This window comes from Nocardia sp. NPDC052316 (assembly GCF_044547795.1).
GTDB lineage: Bacteria > Actinomycetota > Actinomycetes > Mycobacteriales > Mycobacteriaceae > Nocardia.
Genome location: NZ_JBIUBB010000002.1, coordinates 838,103 through 853,786, shown reverse-complemented (window position 1 = coordinate 853,786; position 15,684 = coordinate 838,103). Strand labels below are relative to the sequence as shown.

Below are 15,684 nucleotides of genomic sequence, written 5' to 3'. Positions count from 1 at the left end.
GCTCACCATAGTGGCGCGCTCCCCGAGGCGACACCGAATTTCCGCACCGCTGCGAGAGTGCGCATCGCCGCCTTGGGGGTGCACTGCCGCAACCCGCATCGCTGCCAGGCCCCGTGTCGCCTGACGCGATTCGCTGGTGTCGCTCTGAGTGCCCGGTCCGTCACTGGTTAGGGTGCGGGGGTGGACGGGCAGCTGATCGACACGGTCGCATGGGTGCGGATCGAGGGCGGGCGGATCCTGTGTGCCCGCCCGCGCGGCAAGGATGTGTTCTACATCCCCGGCGGCAAACGCGAAGGCACCGAGACCGATCTGGAGACCCTCGTGCGTGAGATCGAGGAAGAACTCACCGTCGCGTTACTGCCCGAAACAGTCGCGCACGTCGGCACCTACGAGGCAGTGCACGCACCCGCACAAGGACGGGTGGTGCGAATGAGCTGCTACACCGCCGACTATCGCGGCACCCTGGCCGCCAGTAGCGAGATCGAGGAGATGGCGTGGTTCAGCTACGCCGATCGCGCGCTGGTGCCGCCGGTGGATCAGTTGCTGTTCGACGATCTGGTGGATGCGGGCCGATTGCGCTGAGCCACGGGCGCAACCCGCTACGGTCGGCGGTATGAGTGTGTTCCCGGCCTGGCTGCGCGGGGCGGCTTACGCCCTGTGGGCGCTTCCGCTGGCGGTCGGCCCGGTGGCCCCGCGGTTACGCGTCCCTCGGCGACTGCTCGGCGAACCCATCACGCCGCGTGACCGTTTGGCAGTGCGTGCCACGGTGCACCGAGTGCTCAGTGGCGCACTGGGATTGGTGACCTGGTTCCTGGCGTTCCTGGCCGTGCTCGCCATGGTGCGTGGCGTGCTCTACCCCCTGGTGGCCGCCGACGACTACGAGAACTCCTGGGGCGGGCCCACATTAGCCGGTGCGTGGGTCGTGCACGCCCTGCTGGGCCTGGGCTTGGTGCCGGTGTGTTTGCTGCTGTTGACCGCGCTCGGCGCGCTACAGGTGCGACTGGCTCGCGCGGTGCTCGGCCGAGCGGGTTCCCGCTGGCCGATTCCGGTGACAACAGTGCTGTGCGCACTGGGTGTGTTGCTGTTCCTCGCCTGGCTGAACCAGGTCTGACCAGCTCGGGAAAAGGCTTGCGCCCCGGCGACTCCCACGGCCGGGGCGGGCGCTCAGGTGGTGACCGCCGACGGCTGCACCCGCTCGATCAGGTGCTCCACCAACGTCATCAGGACCAGTTTGCACGAGCCGCGGTCGCGAGCGTCGCACAGCAGCACCGGCGTGCTCGGGTCGAGGTCGAGCGCGTCGCGCACCTCGTCGATGGTGTAGACCGGTGCGCCGTCGAAGCAGTTGACGCCGACGATGAACGGCAGCCTGCGCCGTTCGAAGAAGTCAACGGCGGCAAAGGAATTGCCGAGGCGGCGGGTATCGGCCAGCACGACCGCGCCGAGGGCGCCGCGGGCCAGTTCGTCCCAGAGGAACCAGAAGCGGTCCTGTCCCGGCGTGCCGAACAGATACAGCACCAGGTCTCGGTCGATGGTGAGCCTGCCGAAGTCCAGGGCGACCGTGGTCGTCGTCTTGGATTCCACGCCGGACAGATCGTCGACGCCGGTGCTGACCTCGGTGATCAGTTCTTCGGTGCGCAGCGGCGCGACCTCGCTGATCGCCGACACCATGGTCGTCTTGCCGACGCCGAAGCCACCGGCGACGAGGATCTTGACCGAGGCGGCCAGGTGCGGCGTGCCGCTGGGGTCAAAGTTTTCGGATTCCATCCAGTACCGCTCGCAATATGTTGAGGTCTTCGGGCCCGGCTTCCGTCGGTACGGGAGCACGGAATATGAGTTGCCCGTCGCCGATGAGGTCGCCGACGAGGATCTTCGTCACCGCGAGCGGTAAACGCAACTGTGCCGACACTTCGGCCACCGATTGCGAAACCCGGCACAGCCGAAGGATATCGGTGTACTCGGGTTCCATCCGGCGCAGCGGGCCCGCCGATTCGTCGGTGACCACCGACGTGAGCATGTCCAGTTCGGGACCGGCCGCGCTGGTGCGCCCGCGGGTGACCGCGTAGGGGCGCACCAGCGGGCCTGCCGCCTCGTCGAACCAGGGCTCACGCGGGTGCGTCATGGCAGATTCGACTCGCCCTGTCCGACGAGATCATGCCGTGGCGTGGTGGACAGATAGGTGCCGACGCGTTGCACGGTGAGGTTCATTTCGTAGGCCACCATGCCCAGGTTCGCGGACTCGATCGCTTGCAGCGCAAGGCATGCGTTGTCACCGGCGGAGGTGACGAACAGCACGGCCCGGTCGAGTTCGATGACGGCCTGGCGGACCCCGCCGCCGTCGAATCGGTTGCCCGCGCTGCGCGCGAGCCCGTACAGCGCCGAGGACATCGCGCCGAAGTGTTCGGCGTCTTCGCGGGTCATCGCGCTGGAGCGGCCGAGTAACAGTCCGTCGGTGGACAGCACCACCGCGTGGCGTACCCCGGCCAGCCGGTCGACGAGATCGTCGAGCAACCAATTGAGATCACCTGTAGGAGAAGCGGACACTCCTAACCTTCCTGTTCGTCCGGGACGACGGCGGCGCGACGGCCCTGCCTGGTCCCGTTCTCGATGGCGGACATCAGATCGCGTGCTTGCTCGGCCGACCGGGCGGGCGGCGCCGGGGCGGCGGGCTGCTCGGGGGCCGGTTCGGCCAGTTGTGGTGCCAGATTGGTCTGCCTGCTCCGGCGGGGCAGGGCGGGGCGGCCGTCGCTGTCGGGGTGCGGCGCGGGCGGCTGGTGTGGGCGTGGACCGTAGGGCGGCGGGGATTCGATTGCCAGTGTCGCGACCGCACCTGGTGCGGGCTCGGCGGATTCGACGGGCGCGGGCGCGGGTGCGGTCATGCGCCTGCGCCGGCCGGGGTCGGTGAGTTCGGCCGGGGTCTGCGCGGGCACCGAGTCGGTGACGATCAGCGCCGAGGGGATGAGCACGATCGCTTTGATGCCACCGTAGTCGGATTCGGACAGCCGCACCGTGACCCCGTGGCGCACGGCGAGCTGGGCGACCACGAACAGCCCGAGGCGTGAGTCCGCCGACAGCGCCGCGACCCCGAAATCCGGTGGGGTGCGCAGCATGTCGTTCAGGCGGGTGAGCTCGGATTCGGACATGCCCATGCCCTGGTCGCTGATCTCGGTGACCACGCCCTTGCCGACCACGTTGCCGCTGACCTCGACACGCGACTGCGGCGGGGAGAAGGCGGTGGCGTTGTCGACGAGCTCGGCGAGCAGGTGGATGAGGTCGGCGACGACGGTGCCGACGACGTGTACCTCGGGCAGCCGCGCGACCCGAACCCTGGCGTAGTCCAGGGTTTCCCCGACCGAGCTGCGCACCAGGTCCATCAGCGGGACCGGGTTGCGCCACTGCCTGCCCGGCTGGCCGCCGCCGAGGATGGTGAGGTTCTCGGCGTTGCGGCGTTCCCGGGTGGCCAGATGGTCGAGCCGGAACAGGGTGTCGAGCAGCGCCGGATCCTCTTGGCGCCGTTCGGCTTCGTCGAGGATCTCGAGCTGGCGGTGCACCACGATCTGGCTGCGGTGGGCGATATTGAGGAAGACCGCCTTGACGCCCTCGCGGGTACGGGCCTCGGCGACCGCGGCGCCGATGGCGGCGGCGTGCGCGTGCTGGAACGCCCTGGCGACCTGGCCGATCTCGTCGTGGCCGAAGTCCAGGACCGGCGTTTCGGCTGCGGGGTCGATGATTTCGCCCTCGTTGAGCCTGCGCATGGTCTCGGGCAGTCGCTCGTCGGCCATCGCGAAGGTCTGCCTGCGCAGCCGCTTGAGCCTGCGGATGACGCGGTTGGCCAGCACCAGCGCGATCAGGAAGGCGGCGATGCTGACCACGAGCACGCCGCCGCCGGCGTAGAGCGAGTTCGCCGCGGAGGTGTTGGCCTTGTCCTCGGCCAGTTCCTGGGCGTGCTTGTTCTGCGAGATCCAGACGTCGATCAGGGTGCGGTTCACTTCGGCGGCGGCGTTCTGCCACTCGGTGGTCGTCATCGGCAGCGGCTGCTGTTTGGTACTGCTCGAGGAGGAGCTGTTGCTGCTGGACGAACTGCTCGACGAGCTGTTCGCGGCGTTGGCCTGCGCGGCCAGATAGCGTTGCGCGAGCGCGGTTTCCATCAGTGACAGCTGCTGCCAGGCGTTGCTGCCGGTGAGCTTCTGCAGCCGGTCGTGCTGGGCGCTGGCGGCGCCTTGTTCGCTGGCCAGGTACCCGATTTCGGTGTGGTAGAAGCCGACCTGGCGCAGGAACTCCTCGATCGGGATGGCGGCGGGGCCGTCGGTGGTGGCCAGCATGACGCCCAGGGCGTTGCTGCGGGCCATCGCCTCGGCGGCGTTGAGGAAGCGCATGCCGTCGGCGATCGCCACGCCGATCTCGGTGTCGGGTGCGGTCTGCTCGGCGATCTCGGTGCCGACGGAGATGACGTCGAGCAGCCGGTTGTAGAACAGGTAGGCGTCGGAGGGTTGCAGCTGGCCCGCGTCGGTGGCCATCCGCACCTGGGTCATCTGGCTGAGCAGGGTGTTGAAGCCCGCGACGTCGTCGCCGATCTTGGAGTCGTCGACCGCGCGCAGCCCGGCCGAGATCTCGATCAGCCCGCGCATCGCGCCGTCGAGGCGGATCCGCGCGGCGGCCAGTGCGGGGGGCACGGTGTCGTCGCCGGCGAGCTGGGCCAGGGCCAGGCGGCGTTCCTGCTGGACCGCCTCCATCAACTCCCTGGTGTGCGGGATCGCCTTCTGGTTCTGCACCGCCCACTCTCGGGCCGTTGTGCCTTCTGCTACCAGGTACCCCGCTGCGCCCACGCCGACTACAAGCAGAGTCAAGCTCGGAATGAGCGCGATTGCCAGGATCCGCGTACGAACCCCGAGCCTCGCTCTGAACATCGGGACAACCTAAACCACAAAACGGACCGTCTGTCCGTTGTGTCCCGGTGAGTGGGACTGGAATTGACTTTGCCGCGCCGACCGCGAATAAGCGACATTTCGGGCCGGATGGGCGACGATCGGGCACGATGTGCAGGGCAGTGGCTTCTGACCGGGCGCTGTTCGGCGTAGATTGTGTGTATCTCTCGGTTACACAAGATCGCATCGAAATACTGACGTAGGAGGCACCGATGCCCGCGCCCGAAGCCGCAGTCTTCGACCGTCTGAGCGCGCTGGCCGCGATAGACCGCCCGCAGGACCGCTCGCGTAAGACCATCGCCGAGACCTTCACCGGTCACCCGCTCGGCAGCGTGCCGGTGGGCACCGCCGAAGACGTAGCGGCGGCGTTCGAGAAGGCCAGGACCGCACAGGCCCGCTGGGCGGCGCGCTCGGTCGCCGACCGCGCCGCGGTGCTGGAACGCTATCGGGCGCTGATCGTGGAGCACCGCGAGTTCCTGATGGATGTGGTGCAGGCCGAGACCGGCAAGGCGCGCTGGGCGGCGCAGGAAGAGATCATGGGCCTGATCTTCGCGGCCCGCTATTTCGCCAAGAACGCCGCGAAGCTGCTGAGCCCGCACAGCGTGCCCGGCGCGTTCCCGGTGCTCAACCGCACCTCGGTGCGCACCCAGCCCAAGGGCGTGGTCGGTGTGGTCGCCCCGTGGAACTACCCGATGCTGCTCTCGATCGGCGACTCGATCCCGGCGCTGATCGCGGGCAACGCGGTGCTCGTCAAGCCCGACAGCCAGACCCCGTTCTCCTCGCTGGCCAACGCCGAACTGCTCTACCGCGCGGGCCTGCCCCGCGATCTGCTCGCGGTCGTGCCCGGCCCGGGCACCGTGGTCGGCACCGCCATCGTCGAGGGCTGTGACTACCTGATGTTCACCGGCTCCTCGGCGACCGGGCGCACGCTGGCCGAGCAGTGCGGGCGCAGGCTGATCGGGTTCTCCGCCGAGCTCGGCGGCAAGAACCCGATGATCGTGGCCAAGGGCGCGAACCTCGACAAGGTGGCCAAAGCCGCGGTGCGCGCGTGCTTCTCCAACGCCGGGCAGCTGTGCATCTCGATCGAGCGGCTCTACGTCGAACGCGCGATCGCCGAGGAGTTCACCGAGAAGTTCGTCGCCGCCGTCGACGCCGCGAAACTCGGTGCGTCCTACGACTATTCGGCCGATATCGGCTCGCTGATCTCCGAGGCGCAGCTCGAGACCGTCACCAAGCACGTCGCCGACGCCACCTCCAAGGGCGCCAAGGTGCTCGCCGGCGGCAAGGCCCGCCCGGATCTGGGCCCGCTGTTCTTCGAACCGACCGTGCTCGCCGAGGTGACCGACGAGATGGAATGCGGACGCAACGAGACCTTCGGCCCGCTGGTCTCGATCTACCCGGTCGACACCGTCGACGAGGCGGTGCGCCTGGCCAACGACACCGAATACGGCCTCAACGCCAGCGTGTGGGCGGCGAGCAAGTCCGAGGGCGAACGCATCGCCGCGCGACTGCACGCGGGCACCGTGTGCGTCGACGAAGGCTACGCCCCCGCATGGGGCAGCACCGCCGCGCCGATGGGCGGCATGGGAATCTCCGGCGTCGGGCGCAGGCACGGCCCCGACGGGCTGCTCAAGTTCACCGAACCGCAGACCGTGGTGGTCACCCGCTTCCTGAATCTGGATGCGCCGCCGCTGGTTTCGCAGGACAAGTGGCAGCGGTTCCTGATGAGCGTCGCGCGCAGTCTGCGGTTCCTGCCCGGTCGCTGATGTCGACGTCCGCCGGGTGGTCGTGCGCCACCCGGCAGACGCCGCCGCCGGTCTCCTCCGAGGAGCGCCGGTCCGCCCGCGCGCGGCGAGTGCGGAGGTTGGCCCGCCCCGCGCGATCGTCCGGTGCGACAGTGCGGGCTCGGAGTATCCCGGTGGTCTCTCAGGTCAGCCGATCGGCGCCGGTGCGCGGCGGCGGCAGCAGGGCGGCTTCCTGATCGGTGAGCAGCCGTGATCGGAGGACGAAGCGCACACCGTCGGCGGCCTCCAGCGACAGGCCGCTGCCGCGCCCGTCCACCACGTCCACGGTGAGGTGGGTGTGCTTCCACACCTCGTACTGGTCGGCGCTCATCCAGAATTCGGTGTGCCAGGGCAGGTGACCGAGCAGCACGTCGGCTCCGCAGATCCGGAACTCGCGCACCGGGAAACACATCGGTGCGGTGTCGTCGTCGGATTGATGGAACAGCACGGCCCCGTGGTGTTGGATCAACTGCCGCAGCACCGTCCTGGCCCGTTCGGTGATGGCGATCCGGTGGATTCGATGTTGCTGCATCAGAAGAGCCCCAGTTTCGTCGGCGAGTAGCTGACCAGTAGGTTCTTGGTCTGCTGATAGTGGCCGAGCATTATCTTGTGGTTCTCGCGGCCGATGCCGGATTTCTTGTATCCGCCGAACGCGGCATGGGCCGGGTGGGTGTGATAGCAGTTGGTCCAGACCCGGCCCGCTTTGATGGCCCGGCCCATCCGATAGGCGGTGCCGCCGTCTCGGGTCCACACCCCGGCGCTCAGACCGTAGAGGGTGTCGTTGGCGATGCGCACCGCTTCCTCGACGGTGTCGAACCGGGTCACCGCGACCACCGGTCCGAAGATCTCCTCCCGGAACACCCGCATGGTGTTGTTGCCCTCGAAGACGGTGGGCTGGATGTAGTAGCCGCCGGGCAGTCCGTCGACCTTGCGTGCCTCCCCGCCGGTGAGCACGCGGGCGCCCTCCTGTCTGCCGATGTCGATGTAGGACAGGATCTTCTCGCATTGCTCGGCGGTGGTCTGGGCGCCGATCATGGTGGTGTCGTCGAGCGGATCGCCGCCGGTGATGGCCTCGGTGCGGGCCACGCAGCGGTCCAGGAACTCGTCGTAGATCGAGGAGTGGACCAGCGCGCGCGACGGGCACGCGTACACCTCGCCCTGGTTGAACGCGAACATCACGAAACCCTCGATCGCCTTGTCCAGCAACGCGTCGTCGGCGGCCATGATGTCGGGCAGGAAGATATTGGGGCTCTTGCCGCCCAGCGCCAAACTGATCGGGACGATGTTCTCGCTGGCGTACTGCATGATCAGCCGCCCGGTGGTGGTCTCGCCGGTGAAGCCGAGCTGCGCCACCCGCGGGCTGCACGCCAAGGGTTTTCCGGCTTCGAACCCGAAACCGTTGACCACGTTGAGCACGCCCGGCGGCAGCAGGTCCGCGATGAGCTCGATGACCAGCAGGATCGAGGCCGGGGTCTGCTCGGCGGGCTTGAGCACCACACAGTTACCCGCGGCCAGCGCCGGGGCGATCTTCCACGCGGCCATCAGGATCGGGAAGTTCCACGGAATGATCTGGCCGACCACGCCCAACGGCTCGTGGAAATGGTAGGCGACGGTGTCGCGGTCGATCTCGGCGACGCTGCCCTCCTGCGCGCGAATGGCCGCGGCGAAGTAGCGGAAGTGGTCGACGGCCAAAGGTAGGTCCGCGGCGAGGGATTCGCGGACCGGCTTGCCGTTGTCCCAGGTTTCGGCGACGGCGAGCGGCTCGAGACTGCGCTCGATCCGGTCGGCGATCTTGTTGAGGATGTCGGCCCGCTGGGCGGGCGAGGTGGCGGTCCATCCGTCGGTGGCGGCGTGCGCGGCCTCGAGGGCCAGGTCGATGTCGGCGGCGCTGGATCGGGCCACCGCGCAGAAGGTTTCGCCGTCCACCGGGGAGACGTTGTCGAAGTAGCGGCCCTCGATGGGCGGGGCCCAGTCGCCGTCGATGAAGTTGTCATAGCGGGTGGCGAAGCTGACGATGCCGGAGTCGGACCCCGGTCTTGCGTAGATCATGGCACTCGCTCCTCACAGAATCACTCTGAGAGGGCCACTATGACCGGTGAAGGTTGGTACGAGGTTGGTGTGCGCAGGTCAACCTCGCGCACGAGGGATTCAGCTGTGCAGCGCGGTGTGCAACCGCGCAGCGACCACGGCGCGGCGCACGTCGTCGAGGGGCAGCAGCCGCAGGGCGTGCTCGTGCACCTCGATATCGCCGGGCGCGCGTTCCCCGAAGGCCACCGCGTGTTCGGCGCGGTCGCTGGCCAGCACCGCATTGCGCACGCCCACATCGAGATACGCGCGCCACTGCACCACGCCGGGAGTGTCCGAGCCGGGCAGCAGCGGGCCGCGGTAGAGCCATACCGCCGAGGTGGTGTCCCCGGCGGCGACGGCGGCCAGCAAGTCCACCGCATCGCAGGCGACCGGGCCGGTCAACAGGTAGCGGCGGTTGGTGATCTCGCCGCCGGTGGCGCGGCGCAGGTGTGAGACATCGGCTTTGAGGGTGCTGGTGGACACGGCGCGGTCGCCGTAGACGGCGGCGTGCAGTTGTTCGGGGGTGAAGCCGTCGGGCTCCAGGGCGAGCAGCGCCAGGATCTCGAGCTGGCGCGGCGGCAGCGGGACGGGGCGGCCGTCGCGGATCAGCCGTGCGGTGCCGAGACATTCGAGTCGCACGCCCGGCGTCGGCGCGGGTTCGGCGACGCGCAGCATGGTTTCCACGGCGGTCACCAGCGCCCGCACCGAGGTCATCACCGCAGGGTGCGAGCGATCCCAGGAACTGGACAGATCCAGCACGCCCACCTGGCTGCCGTCGGGGGCGTGAATGGGTGCGGAGTAGCAGACCCAGCCGTGCAGGGCGGCGACGAGGTGTTCGGCGGAGAACACCGAGCAGGCGCGGTCGTCGTGCAGCGCGAGCGAGAGTCCGTTGGTGCCCATATGGGATTCGTCCCAGCAGCCGCCGGGGGCGAAGTTCACGTTCTCGGCCTGCCTGCGCAGGGTGCGGTCGCCGCAGGACCACATGATGGTGCCGTCGGCGTCGGTCACCACGGCCAGATAGCCCGCGTCCTCGGTGATGCCGCGCAGGTCACTCGACAGTTCGGTGATCGGGTTGCGCAGCGGCGATCGCGCCCAGGTGTCGCTGATGTCGTCGAGGCCGGGCGCGACGGTGACCGACGGGTCGACGCTGTGCAGCGAACGCTGCCAGGAGCGGGCGACGTCGGTGCGTAGCAAGGTCGTTCGGGCCGGGGGCGTCGCGATACTCGGAGCCGTAGCCCAGCGCTCCCATTCCTTCTCCAGTTCGGCCCGCTGCTGGGTCAGGGTGCGGAACTGTGCCACCTTGGGAAACCCCATCGTCGTGTGAGCTCACATTCGCTCTCTCATTCTGGCGTACGCACGACCGGAACGGGAGGGATTGAGGGCAAACCGAACGGTCCCCATTGGTTGAGGCCGTGTCGCGCTCGGCGTGGCGGACGCGTGTGCCGCGCCAGTATGCGCGGCTCGGTTCGCGCCGCGCCGGCCGGGTGCGTCGTTATGCTGCTGGAATGGCTACCGTTTCGCGGCGGGCTCGGGTCGCCGACGTGCACGAACTGGCGTCGGGCATGCCGTATGTGACCCGGGTCGACGGTCCGAGTGGCAACGCCGTATATCAGGTCGGCAGTAAGTCCTTCGTGTTCTTTCGCACGCCACGTCCGGATGCCGTCGATCCTGAGACCGGGCAGCGCTACGCCGATGTGATCGTGTTCTGGGTGCCCTCGGAGTCGGACAAGCAGGCGCTGGTGCAGGATCCGCGGTCGCCGTTCTTCACCACCGCACATTTCGACGGTCACCCGTCGGTGCTGGTGCGCGGCAGCCGAATCGGTGAACTCACCTATGGGGAGTTGTCCGAGATCATCCAAGACGCGTGGCTGTCCCGCGCATCCCGCAAACGCGCGAACGACTGGCTGGCCGCACACCCCGCCCCCTGATCGCCATCCGCACCAGTTCCCGGTACCCGCACGAGCGCTGGGAATTCGCACTGGTTCTCGGAACTCGCATGAACACCGGCGCCCCTGAGCAGTGCGAATCCCGAGAACCAGTGCGGATCTCGCCACCGGCGGTTTGCGCGGCGGTCGATGCGGGGTTGCATCGACTGCCGGATGGGTTACTTGTTGATGAAAATGCCTGCGACGTCGGCGTTCTTGATGGGGGTTTCGGCGTTGCGCTGGCCGCCGCACAGCAGGTCGACCGAGACCATGGTCGCGTCGACCACGGTGCCTGCGGGTTCGCGGTCGTCGTTGGTCTGCTGCTTGACGAATTTGGTGATCGTCATGCGCTTTTCGTCCTGGTTCTGCTTGACGTACTCGTTGCACGGGGTGTCGCCGCCGCGGTTGAGGGCGCGCTGGACGTCGGTGCAGCCGGCGAGCATCAGCGCGACCGCCGCGATCGCGAGCCCGGTCCGTCCGGTCCGTGACAGCGTGGCGTTCATGTGCTCCTCCTGGATGCTTCGTCGCGCGGCCGTCCGCGTGATCGCGTCCAGCCTAGAGCTCCACGAGCCGGTTGCCTGTCCGGCCGGTGTCCGGCGGGTCGCGGGCCGGTTCCGCGGGGTGCTGCGGGTTAGGCAGGGTGCTGCCGGGTTCCCGTGGCTAGCCGTGCGGGGGCGGAAGGTCCGCGGCGGCATGTCCGCACCAGTCGGTCGTGACTTCAGGCGCAAAAGGCCGGCGGCGCGATCCCGGCACTGGTCACCTCTCGTTCAGGAGCGGAAGGTGAGCAGCGGTACATCGAGTTCGGCAGGGGTGAGCGAGCCGTGGTGGCCGAGCATGATCGATTGGATGGGTTCGGCGCCGCTGCGGATGATGCCGCCGGTGCCGCGGGCGGCGACCACGAGGTCACCGATGCGTTCGGCGATGTGCGCGGTGACGACGGGGCCGAACCAACCGCGGTCGATGGCTTCGGCGCGCGACAGTACGGCGAAGTCGGTGCCGAGGATGTCGTGCCAGGCGGCGGCGACGTCGGGGGAGGCGCCGGGCTCGGTGTAGACGTGGCGTGCGCGGGGTTCCCCGCCCAATTGCTCGACGCCGGCCCGCAGTTCGGTGCGGTGGTCGAAGTCGATGCGTTCGTCGAGTTCGACCATGCCGTGGTCGGCGGTGACCAGCAGCGCGGCACCGGGCGGCAACCGTTCGGCGATCTCGCTGGCGAGGCGGTCGACGTGGGCGAGTTCGAGCAGCCAGGCGTCCGAGGACGGTCCGCGCACGTGCCCGGTGGTGTCGAGATCGGCGTGGTAGGCGTAGACCAGTGAGCGGTCGCCCGCGCGGATCGCGGTGCCGATGCCGTCGATGAGGTCACCGATGGAGAAGTTGGGGCGGAACTCGCAGCCGCGCAGCGACGCCCGGGTCAGTCCGGAACCGTTCTGGTAGCTCGGGGCGACCTGGGTGACGGTGATCCCGTGGGCCGCGGCGCGTTCGAATACCGTTGCGGTGGGCTGGAACTGCTCGGGCACCAGCTCGTTGAGCAGGTCGGCTCGCCGGCCGTCGCCGTGCAGCTGCCAGCGCAGTGCGTTGACGAGGCGGTCCTGGCCGGGCACCCGCAGCAGGTAGCCGACGATGCCGTGCTCGCCGGGAGGCACGCCGACGCCGAGCGAGCTGAGACTGGTCGCGGTGGTGCTCGGGAAGCCTGCGGTCAGCGTGGTCGAGGCCAGGCCGGACAGGAACGGCGCCACTGCGGAGTTGGCAGCCAGTGCGTGCGCGCCGAGCCCGTCGATGAGCAGCACGCACACCCGGTCGGCGGTAATGCCCAAGCCGAGCCGGTCGGTCTCGCCGGGAACACCGAATCCGGCGAGCAGCGAAGGGAACACATCAGCCAGGAAGCCCGTTCCGTAACGGGGCGCGTCGAACACGAGGCTCAGGATGTCAAGATCAATGCCGCGCGGGCAAGGCCGCACCGAGGACCTTTCGCACTGTCTCGGGATCCGCACCCCCTACGGGCACCCCTGAGCAGTGCGGATCCCGGGAAGGGGTGCGGATCTCGGCGCACGGTCACGCTTGGCCGGTTTCGAAGCGGGCTACTTTGCCGGCGCGGACGGTGAAGCGCCAGCTGGTGCGCATGGAGCCCCAGCGGGAGTTGGTGTAGTCGGCGACGAGTTCGGTGCCGCCGTCGCCGATGGACTCGACCTGCATGCGGCCGTTGCTGCCGAAGACTTCCGAGTCGGTCCACTGGCCGACATTGCGTTCCACGCCGTCGTCGGACATGGTCGCGTCGTCGGTGAGCGCGGCGAAGAGCCGGTCCTGGTCGTTGGCGTTGAGCGCGTCCACGAATTCCTGCACCGCGGGATCTAGCTCAGTCATCTGGTTACCCCTCTCGGATCAGGTGGCGGAGCATCGACGGGAGAGCAGCAAATCTCTGGCGTCCACTGTAGGGCAGATCGGGGACGGCTGCCGGGATGGCAGGCGTGCTGTGCCCCGCGCCGCCTGCTGGTAGACAGGACGATGTGACCGCACAGCGTGCATTCCGGTTCGGTGTCAACATGGTGGCGCCGGACTCCCGGGGTTACTGGATCGAAAAGTGCCGCAGGGCCGAGGAACTGGGCTACGACGTGATCGGGGTGGCCGATCATCTGGGGTGTCCCGCGCCGTTCCCGTCGATGATCCTGGCCGCCGAGGCGACCGAACGGGTGCGGTTGAACACCTTCGTGCTCAACGCCCCGTTCTACAATCCGGTGCTGCTGGCCCGCGACATCGCCGGCGCCGACCAGCTGACCGACGGACGGGTGGAGATCGGCCTGGGCGCGGGCTACGTGCAGGCCGAATTCGAGGCCGCCGGTATCCCTTTCGAGAGCGGCGGCAAACGCGTCGAGCATCTGGCGCGCACGGTGACCACGCTGCGTACCCTGTTCTCCGATCCCGAATATCAGCCGCGCCCCGCTCAGCCGTCCGGGCCGCCGCTGTTGCTCGCGGGCTGGGGTAATCGGCTGTTGCGGTTGGCCGCCGAGCACGCCGACATCATCGCGTTCCCGGGCGCGTCGGCGACGGAGAACGGCGGGCCGCTGCATCTGGCCGGGATCGGCGAGATGGGCGAGAAGGTCGAGTATGTGCGGGGTCTGCTCGGTCCGCGTGCCGACAGTGTGGAGTTCAACATCCTGATTCAGCGGGTGGTGCCGCCGGAGGAACGCGCCGCGGTGCTGGAGTTGTTCGGTCCCGCGTTGCCCGATGATGTGGCCGACCATCCCGAAGAGCTGCCGACGTTGTTGATCGGTACGCCCGAGGAGATCGCCGAGCGGGTCCGCGCGCACCGTGATCGATACGGATTCAGCTATATCACTGTGCTCGAGCACAGCATGGAGCAGTTCGCGCCGGTGATCGAGCTGTTGCGCTGAATCGGTTCATCACGACACACCTTTGATGTGGCGCCCGCCGGATCGGGCGGTTGCCGAGCACGGGTGCAGTGGTGGCGCGCTGCTGCCGGGCGGCGTGCGGGCGATCGCGCGGTGCGCGGTCGAATAACGTGGCGATCGGGTCGCGAGGGGTGCCCCCGGAGCCAGCTCCGCCCTCCCAACCCCCTCGGCGGCCCCAACTCCCGGCGCGTGTGGTCAGGGCAGGGGGTCGATGATCACGCGGGAGTCGAGTTGGCGCAGCTTTTTCGGGCGGGCGGTGAGACATGGCCAGTCGCGGGCGATGGCCTCGTGGGTGGCGTGGCCCGCGGGCAGCAGGGCTTCGGCGTTGGTGCTGCCCGCGAGCGCGGCACCGAGGAGTTCGGCGGCGGCGCGATCGAAGACCGGGACGATGGTGTGTGGCAGTTCGAGCAGCGCCGCGAGGATGTCGAGCCGGTCGGCGGGGATGTGGGCGCGAGCCACGCCGAGGACGGTGGCGGGCACGACGATGGTGTTGCCCGCGTTCACGGTCGCCCATACGACGGCTTGGGCGTAGTTGGCTTGGTTGGCGAACCCGATGACGGCGGCGGTGTCGAAGACGACACCGCCGAGGGCCGCGGAGATCACGCGGCGCCGGCGTGCGGACTGCCAGCCTCCTCCTCGGATAACGGCGGTAGACCTTGCACGGCCCGGGCGCGATTGATCAGATCCAAGGGCGGGCGGCCGCCGAGGACCTGTTCGAGTTTGGCCAGCGACTGCGCTCGGCTGATCCGACCCTGGACCGCCTCGGACACGAACGCCGACACCGACTCGATCCGGCCACCCGCGCGCCAGCTCTCGAGCGTCGCGACGAGTTCTTCGGGCAGCGTGACGGTGACCTTTCGCGTTTTCGGCTCCCGAGACGATGGCATACCACGACTGTATCGCGGCGCGGTATCGCTAGCGAGGGGTCACCTGCGCGGGTTTGCGCCAGAGCAGGGTGTAGCGCAGCAACGGCCGGCGGCGAATCCGGGCGCCGGGCAGGATCTCGGTGGCGGCGGCGCGGATCTCGCGATAGGTGTCGTCCGGGTCGCGCAGTGCGGCGTCGGGGTCGGCGAGTCTCGGGCGGTGCAGGGTGTCGACGGCCAGGATGGCCGGGAGCAGCGCCAGGTAGGGAAAGTCGGTGCGCAGAGCGAACTTCCAGAGGCCGACGACGGCGAGGGTGCCACCGGGGGCGACGAGCCGGTGCAGTGCGGTGAGGCCGTCCTTCAGTGGGACGTGGTGCAGGCTGGCGACGGCGGTGACGAAGTCGAAAGTTCCTGGGAGGTCGAGGAAGTCGGCCTTGTCGAGGGTGAGGTTCGGGGTGGGTGGCACCGTGGCGAGGATGGCGGGGTCGACATCGACGCCGTGCGCGGTGAGGCCGCGGCGGGCGAGCTTGGTGGCGAGAAGGCCGTCGCCGCAACCGATGTCGAGTGCGGTGCGGGCGTCGCCGGGGATCTGGGCGAGCAGCCAGGGGTGGTAGTGGGTGTTGTGGTTCCAGTAGGGATCGCCTTGCACGCCATGAGGGTAGGGGCCGAAGTAAAAATCTTGTGTGATCTGCATCACAATCGCCCGCACAAATTGTCGG

18 protein-coding genes are annotated in these 15,684 nt (G+C 68.7%); 5 read left to right on the top strand and 13 right to left on the bottom strand.

Annotated elements, in window-relative coordinates:
* Positions 1-180 precede the first annotated feature (180 nt).
* On the top strand, positions 181-582 hold the full coding sequence (locus tag ACIHA7_RS10645) for an NUDIX domain-containing protein (RefSeq protein WP_397287898.1): 402 nt from the start codon (positions 181-183) through the stop codon (positions 580-582).
* A gap of 31 nt (positions 583-613) precedes the next feature.
* Positions 614-1,111 (top strand): hypothetical protein, encoded by a 498-nt coding sequence (locus ACIHA7_RS10640; RefSeq protein WP_397287896.1) that lies wholly within the window; start codon positions 614-616, stop codon positions 1,109-1,111.
* A gap of 53 nt (positions 1,112-1,164) precedes the next feature.
* Here the strand turns inward: ACIHA7_RS10640 and ACIHA7_RS10635 are convergent, their stop codons facing one another.
* The 4 genes from ACIHA7_RS10635 to ACIHA7_RS10620 are packed head-to-tail and all read right to left on the bottom strand — an operon-like array spanning position 1,165 to position 4,904.
* Positions 1,165-1,764 (bottom strand): ATP/GTP-binding protein, encoded by a 600-nt coding sequence (locus ACIHA7_RS10635; protein WP_107656668.1) that lies wholly within the window; start codon positions 1,762-1,764, stop codon positions 1,165-1,167.
* Positions 1,745-2,119, bottom strand: a complete 375-nt coding sequence (locus ACIHA7_RS10630) for a DUF742 domain-containing protein (protein ID WP_397287894.1) — start codon at positions 2,117-2,119, stop codon at positions 1,745-1,747. The genes ACIHA7_RS10635 and ACIHA7_RS10630 overlap by 20 nt, the downstream gene beginning before the upstream one ends.
* Positions 2,116-2,541: a roadblock/LC7 domain-containing protein gene (locus ACIHA7_RS10625; RefSeq protein ID WP_397287892.1), complete on the bottom strand. Its 426-nt coding sequence runs from the start codon at positions 2,539-2,541 to the stop codon at positions 2,116-2,118. The genes ACIHA7_RS10630 and ACIHA7_RS10625 overlap by 4 nt, the downstream gene beginning before the upstream one ends.
* A 2-nt stretch (positions 2,542-2,543) precedes the next feature.
* Positions 2,544-4,904 (bottom strand): nitrate- and nitrite sensing domain-containing protein, encoded by a 2,361-nt coding sequence (locus ACIHA7_RS10620; RefSeq protein WP_397287890.1) that lies wholly within the window; start codon positions 4,902-4,904, stop codon positions 2,544-2,546.
* A 230-nt stretch (positions 4,905-5,134) separates the two neighbouring features.
* Between ACIHA7_RS10620 and ACIHA7_RS10615 the strand changes: the two genes are divergently transcribed.
* A complete protein-coding gene (locus ACIHA7_RS10615; RefSeq protein ID WP_397287888.1) occupies positions 5,135-6,688 on the top strand; it encodes a succinic semialdehyde dehydrogenase in 1,554 nt (517 codons plus the stop codon).
* Between the two features lie 160 nt (positions 6,689-6,848).
* Here ACIHA7_RS10615 and ACIHA7_RS10610 read toward each other — a convergent pair whose 3' ends face one another.
* From ACIHA7_RS10610 to ACIHA7_RS10600, 3 genes are all read right to left on the bottom strand, one after another.
* On the bottom strand, positions 6,849-7,238 hold the full coding sequence (locus tag ACIHA7_RS10610) for a DUF779 domain-containing protein (protein WP_397287886.1): 390 nt from the start codon (positions 7,236-7,238) through the stop codon (positions 6,849-6,851).
* Positions 7,238-8,755, bottom strand: coding sequence for an aldehyde dehydrogenase family protein (locus ACIHA7_RS10605; RefSeq protein WP_397287884.1), 1,518 nt, complete (start codon positions 8,753-8,755; stop codon positions 7,238-7,240). The genes ACIHA7_RS10610 and ACIHA7_RS10605 overlap by 1 nt, the downstream gene beginning before the upstream one ends.
* Positions 8,756-8,854: 99 nt before the next feature.
* The gene (locus tag ACIHA7_RS10600; protein WP_397287882.1) at positions 8,855-10,087 is read right to left on the bottom strand and encodes a transcriptional regulator; all 1,233 of its coding nucleotides are present in this window, start codon (positions 10,085-10,087) and stop codon (positions 8,855-8,857) included.
* Positions 10,088-10,278: 191 nt separating this feature from the next.
* Here ACIHA7_RS10600 and ACIHA7_RS10595 point away from each other — a divergent pair, with 191 nt between their 5' ends.
* A complete protein-coding gene (locus ACIHA7_RS10595; protein ID WP_397287880.1) occupies positions 10,279-10,701 on the top strand; it encodes an MmcQ/YjbR family DNA-binding protein in 423 nt (140 codons plus the stop codon).
* Between the two features lie 176 nt (positions 10,702-10,877).
* On the opposite strand, the gene ACIHA7_RS10590 is transcribed toward ACIHA7_RS10595, so the two are convergent.
* The 3 genes from ACIHA7_RS10590 to ACIHA7_RS10580 form a co-directional block, all read right to left on the bottom strand.
* Positions 10,878-11,201 (bottom strand): hypothetical protein, encoded by a 324-nt coding sequence (locus ACIHA7_RS10590; RefSeq protein ID WP_397287878.1) that lies wholly within the window; start codon positions 11,199-11,201, stop codon positions 10,878-10,880.
* A 264-nt stretch (positions 11,202-11,465) separates the two neighbouring features.
* Positions 11,466-12,608, bottom strand: coding sequence for an alkaline phosphatase family protein (locus ACIHA7_RS10585; protein ID WP_397287876.1), 1,143 nt, complete (start codon positions 12,606-12,608; stop codon positions 11,466-11,468).
* Positions 12,609-12,747: 139 nt separating this feature from the next.
* A complete protein-coding gene (locus ACIHA7_RS10580) occupies positions 12,748-13,056 on the bottom strand; it encodes a nuclear transport factor 2 family protein (RefSeq protein ID WP_397287874.1) in 309 nt (102 codons plus the stop codon).
* A gap of 143 nt (positions 13,057-13,199) precedes the next feature.
* On the opposite strand from ACIHA7_RS10580, the gene ACIHA7_RS10575 reads away from it, so the two are divergent.
* Positions 13,200-14,084, top strand: coding sequence for an LLM class F420-dependent oxidoreductase (locus ACIHA7_RS10575; protein ID WP_397287872.1), 885 nt, complete (start codon positions 13,200-13,202; stop codon positions 14,082-14,084).
* Positions 14,085-14,297: 213 nt separating this feature from the next.
* Here ACIHA7_RS10575 and ACIHA7_RS10570 read toward each other — a convergent pair whose 3' ends face one another.
* The 3 genes from ACIHA7_RS10570 to ACIHA7_RS10560 are packed head-to-tail and all read right to left on the bottom strand — an operon-like array spanning position 14,298 to position 15,614.
* Complete coding sequence (locus ACIHA7_RS10570; RefSeq protein ID WP_397287870.1) at positions 14,298-14,705, bottom strand: hypothetical protein; 408 nt, start codon at positions 14,703-14,705, stop codon at positions 14,298-14,300.
* Entirely contained in the window at positions 14,702-14,989 is a 288-nt protein-coding gene (locus ACIHA7_RS10565; protein ID WP_397287868.1) for a hypothetical protein, read from the bottom strand. Before ACIHA7_RS10565 ends, ACIHA7_RS10570 begins: the two co-directional genes overlap by 4 nt.
* A gap of 28 nt (positions 14,990-15,017) precedes the next feature.
* On the bottom strand, positions 15,018-15,614 hold the full coding sequence (locus ACIHA7_RS10560) for a class I SAM-dependent methyltransferase (RefSeq protein WP_397287866.1): 597 nt from the start codon (positions 15,612-15,614) through the stop codon (positions 15,018-15,020).
* Between the last annotated feature and the right edge of the window lie 70 nt (positions 15,615-15,684).